The organism is Thalassotalea sp. SU-HH00458, from assembly GCF_040362795.1.
GTDB lineage: Bacteria > Pseudomonadota > Gammaproteobacteria > Enterobacterales > Alteromonadaceae > Thalassotalea_H > Thalassotalea_H castellviae.
This window is the reverse complement of sequence record NZ_BAABWW010000020.1, coordinates 1-3,417: the sequence shown is the minus strand read 5'-3', so window position 1 is coordinate 3,417 and position 3,417 is coordinate 1. Positions and strand designations below refer to the sequence as shown.

Below are 3,417 nucleotides of genomic sequence, written 5' to 3'. Positions count from 1 at the left end.
CGTTTTTTCTCCATGGCAGCTGAAGATATAACAACGTTGTACACGCAAAAATTAATGCGGTGAAAAATTTGGCCAACCTTATATTCATTTCGGTTGAACCAATAGTTACCGCAATAAAGTAAAGTACTAGAACAGAAAATGAAATAGCAAAAGCAAAAATAAGAGAACAAATATATTTATTTAAGCTCGATAGCTTTAATTTTGTATAAGCGAAAACGCCAATTAAAAGTGTTGGGACAAAAGTTAACAACACTAAAGGAGCGGTTGGGTCTTCAATTCCGCCTTCTTGGAGCTCATCGATTGTTATTTTAATGATAAACCCAAGCAGCACAATTCCAACGAATTTAAGTGTGACTTTTAGATTTGACCAAAATTTAGATTTGAATTCAGAGGTCAATTAGAAACTCCATTTTCTCGAGACGCATAACGCCCAAATAATGGGCTAAGTATCGTTGGCTAAAATAGTGAGGAACGAACGAAAGCCAACTGTTACGTGTCCCTGTTTATTTGCTTGTTATATAAATACTAACTACATCATTACGTTACCAGCCTTTTTATTGGCTAGCAACTCACATAACTTTTCCAGCCTTTACCCACCGCAACGTAAACCTAAATGCGAGTATTACAGAATTTACGACTTTATTTGCCGAAAAGCTGCAATGTAAAAACCTAAAATACACCCGAAGAATTTACAACCAAACTTCAATTGAAAATACCAAAACCTGAGAAACTATTTATCGAATTAGTTGCGGTATATAACGCCCACGTTAAGGGGCTAAAAATTTGTTTGCTAAAATGTGTAGCGAAGCGAAACCGAGCAAACTGTTTTTAGTCCCGCTTGAACTGCTTGTTATAAAGCCATTCACCTAACCCAGTACATTACTTTATTTACACCTTCATTTTCAACCACTTGAGGATGAGAAGCAACAGACATTATCTTTGATTTAACTGCTTCAATACCAAATGACTTTACACAGGGCGTAATAAACCATTTATTGAAACTAGGATCATGTTCGATTAATGAAGCAAAGACTAAATCATCGAAAAGAGCTTTAGGTAAAGGATTAACTTTTTCCAAAAGCTTTACCACAAACCACTTTTTCTCTGGATGCATTAAAGCCGCAGTAAACCAAGCTAAAGAGTCAGGGTTATCTTTTGGAAAATTAGAAGCAATTCTACCTATAAGCTTGCGGACAAGATGATGACTTTCATTCTTATCTTTTAGCGATTTTGCTTGAGTATATTCTTGGTAAAATGCTTCGAGGTTCATCCGTTACCTTAGGCTTTATAACGCCTCATTCAGAGGCAATAAAATAGCTGGTTAAAATTAGCGAGGCACGAGCAAAAACCAGCTGTTTTTTGTCCTGCTGAAATGACTTGTTAGCTTTTCCTACGTGCAGAACAATAGTCATGTAAACCTTTTGGACCGAATTTAAATATTTTTTCGACCTCAATATCACTGAAATTACTCTCAGTAGTTAAACGATCTTCTCTATTTTGTGGCCATTCCATGAACCGATAAATAACAGCTATAGATTTTTCTGATATAGGCTCTCGATCACCGCGAGAATAAACTAATAATTTCCCTTTTTCATAAAAGTAATTTTCATCAGGAGATCGTTCTCCGTGAAAATCAAGGAGATCGTTGAATTTCATTCGCCAAAACTCGACATACTCATTGAAAGTTTCTTTATGGCTTTTATCTTCTATTTTATTACCCAAATCTTGTGCTGAAAGCAGCAACCTTGCTGAGGAAAGCCACTGGTATCGATCATTCATTGGATAGTTTGTTTCTTTATCTATTTTTAATGTATCGAAAGACTTTTCGAATAGTTCTTTTGCTTGCTCTAGATAAACTTCTGATTGACGCCATTTTTGATCGCTAACTAGTTTCCAAACGGCGACATAAACACCAGCGGTAACGCCTATTAAGCTCAATACTCTCGTTATAGTTACAGGGTCAAAAACTCTGATTCTTTCAACCGTAGTCATTACTAAAAACAACCAAGCCATTGCTAATAAAGCTAATGCAATACCATCAACAATATCTTTATGCCTTTCATCAAAAGGGTTATATATATAGCTTAAAAACTTGTAAATTAACTTCATACTTTCCTGAAAAGCTAACGCCTCGCTAAGAGGCAAAAATTAGTTGGTTAAAATAAGCGACGCAGGAGCAAAAACCAACTGTTTTTTGTCCTTTTAAGCGACTTGTTATGTACGTATTACTACCGTACCCGCGATAAAATCATGCATTGCTCTATTTTTGTCGTTGAAGAGCATTGTGATTATCTCAAGTAAATGCCACAAAAAGTATGAAATGCCAAAAGCCATCATTGCATAAATTAACCAATTAGGGGCTTCAGCTGCTTGGTCAACAGGTACAAATATAGAAGCAATTAATAATAAGATTAACATTACAACAGGAACACAATCTCGTAAGAAAGCTTGTTTAAAACTTATGTCTTTTTCTGATAGGTGATCGACTACTTTTACATCTAGTGCCATTTTTCCAAAGGTTTGACCGTAAAGAGTATGAAGAGCAACAGAATAAACAGCAAATTGTACAGTGTCGATATAACCTAATGTTGTCTGGATTCCTCCTCCTGCTTGGGCTCCTAAGTAAGCAAGAATTGCTGAAAGAACGCTAATAACAATTCCATCAAGAATTGATGCCCAAAATCGAGGGCCGAAAGTAGAATATTTATCTAATTCTTGTTGCTTTTCCATTTCAGCCTTAGCCGCTGGATCATTCATTTTATTAGAAATTGCTAGTTCAATTTCTTTAGCTCTTTCAGGGTATTGCTCTGAATCAATATTATTTTGAACATCAAAAAGTTCATCTAGTGTGTAGTTATTATAATTTGGACTAGATTCCATATGCTTAACTCTCCTTGAGTACATAACGCCCTGTTAATGGGCAAAATATAGTAGGTTAGAATAAGCGACGAAGGAGCAAAAGCAAACTGTTTTTTGTCCCGCTTGCACAGCTTGTTATATGTCCATTTATATAGGCAGTATTTTGAACTTTAGGTAACTATTATTATCTTTTATACTGATGCTACCAGTTATCTGTTTTTGTTGGAGGCCATCTAATTCAATTTTTATTTTCTCAGTGTGAAATTGATGAGTAACACTAGATTTTATTGCATTGGACATCATTAATACCCCATTTACCCTTAAGTAACCCTTATCGCCTTCCTTTGATTTGTTTTTAATTTCCACTTTGTACGTACATTGGAGATTTTTGCATTCATATGATTTAGTACGAATTTCAATGCTCGTTGATGGCATTTTAATGTAATCAATAACAAGATATGAAACACCAGTTAAAGCACTGGTAAATGCTATTAATAACAATAAACGATAGATTCGTTGTCTAGATTTGATTTGAATCGCCATAGCTCCCTGGGCATA

5 protein-coding genes are annotated in these 3,417 nt (G+C 35.2%); all 5 read right to left on the bottom strand.

Going from position 1 to position 3,417, the window contains the following annotated elements; translation table 11 throughout:
* On the bottom strand, positions 1 to 397 hold a 397-nt coding region (locus ABXH06_RS17770), incomplete at its 3' end, for a hypothetical protein (protein ID WP_353519093.1).
* A gap of 465 nt (positions 398 to 862) precedes the next feature.
* Entirely contained in the window at positions 863 to 1,270 is a 408-nt protein-coding gene (locus tag ABXH06_RS17765) for a hypothetical protein (protein WP_353519092.1), read from the bottom strand.
* A 110-nt stretch (positions 1,271 to 1,380) separates the two neighbouring features.
* A complete protein-coding gene (locus tag ABXH06_RS17760; RefSeq protein ID WP_353519091.1) occupies positions 1,381 to 2,109 on the bottom strand; it encodes a hypothetical protein in 729 nt (242 codons plus the stop codon).
* Positions 2,110 to 2,214: 105 nt separating this feature from the next.
* Positions 2,215 to 2,880 carry an RDD family protein gene (locus tag ABXH06_RS17755; RefSeq protein ID WP_353519090.1) on the bottom strand — a complete coding sequence of 222 codons (666 nt, stop codon included), beginning with the start codon at positions 2,878 to 2,880 and terminating at the stop codon, positions 2,215 to 2,217.
* Between the two features lie 126 nt (positions 2,881 to 3,006).
* On the bottom strand, positions 3,007 to 3,417 hold a 411-nt coding region (locus ABXH06_RS17750; RefSeq protein WP_353519089.1), incomplete at its 5' end, for a hypothetical protein.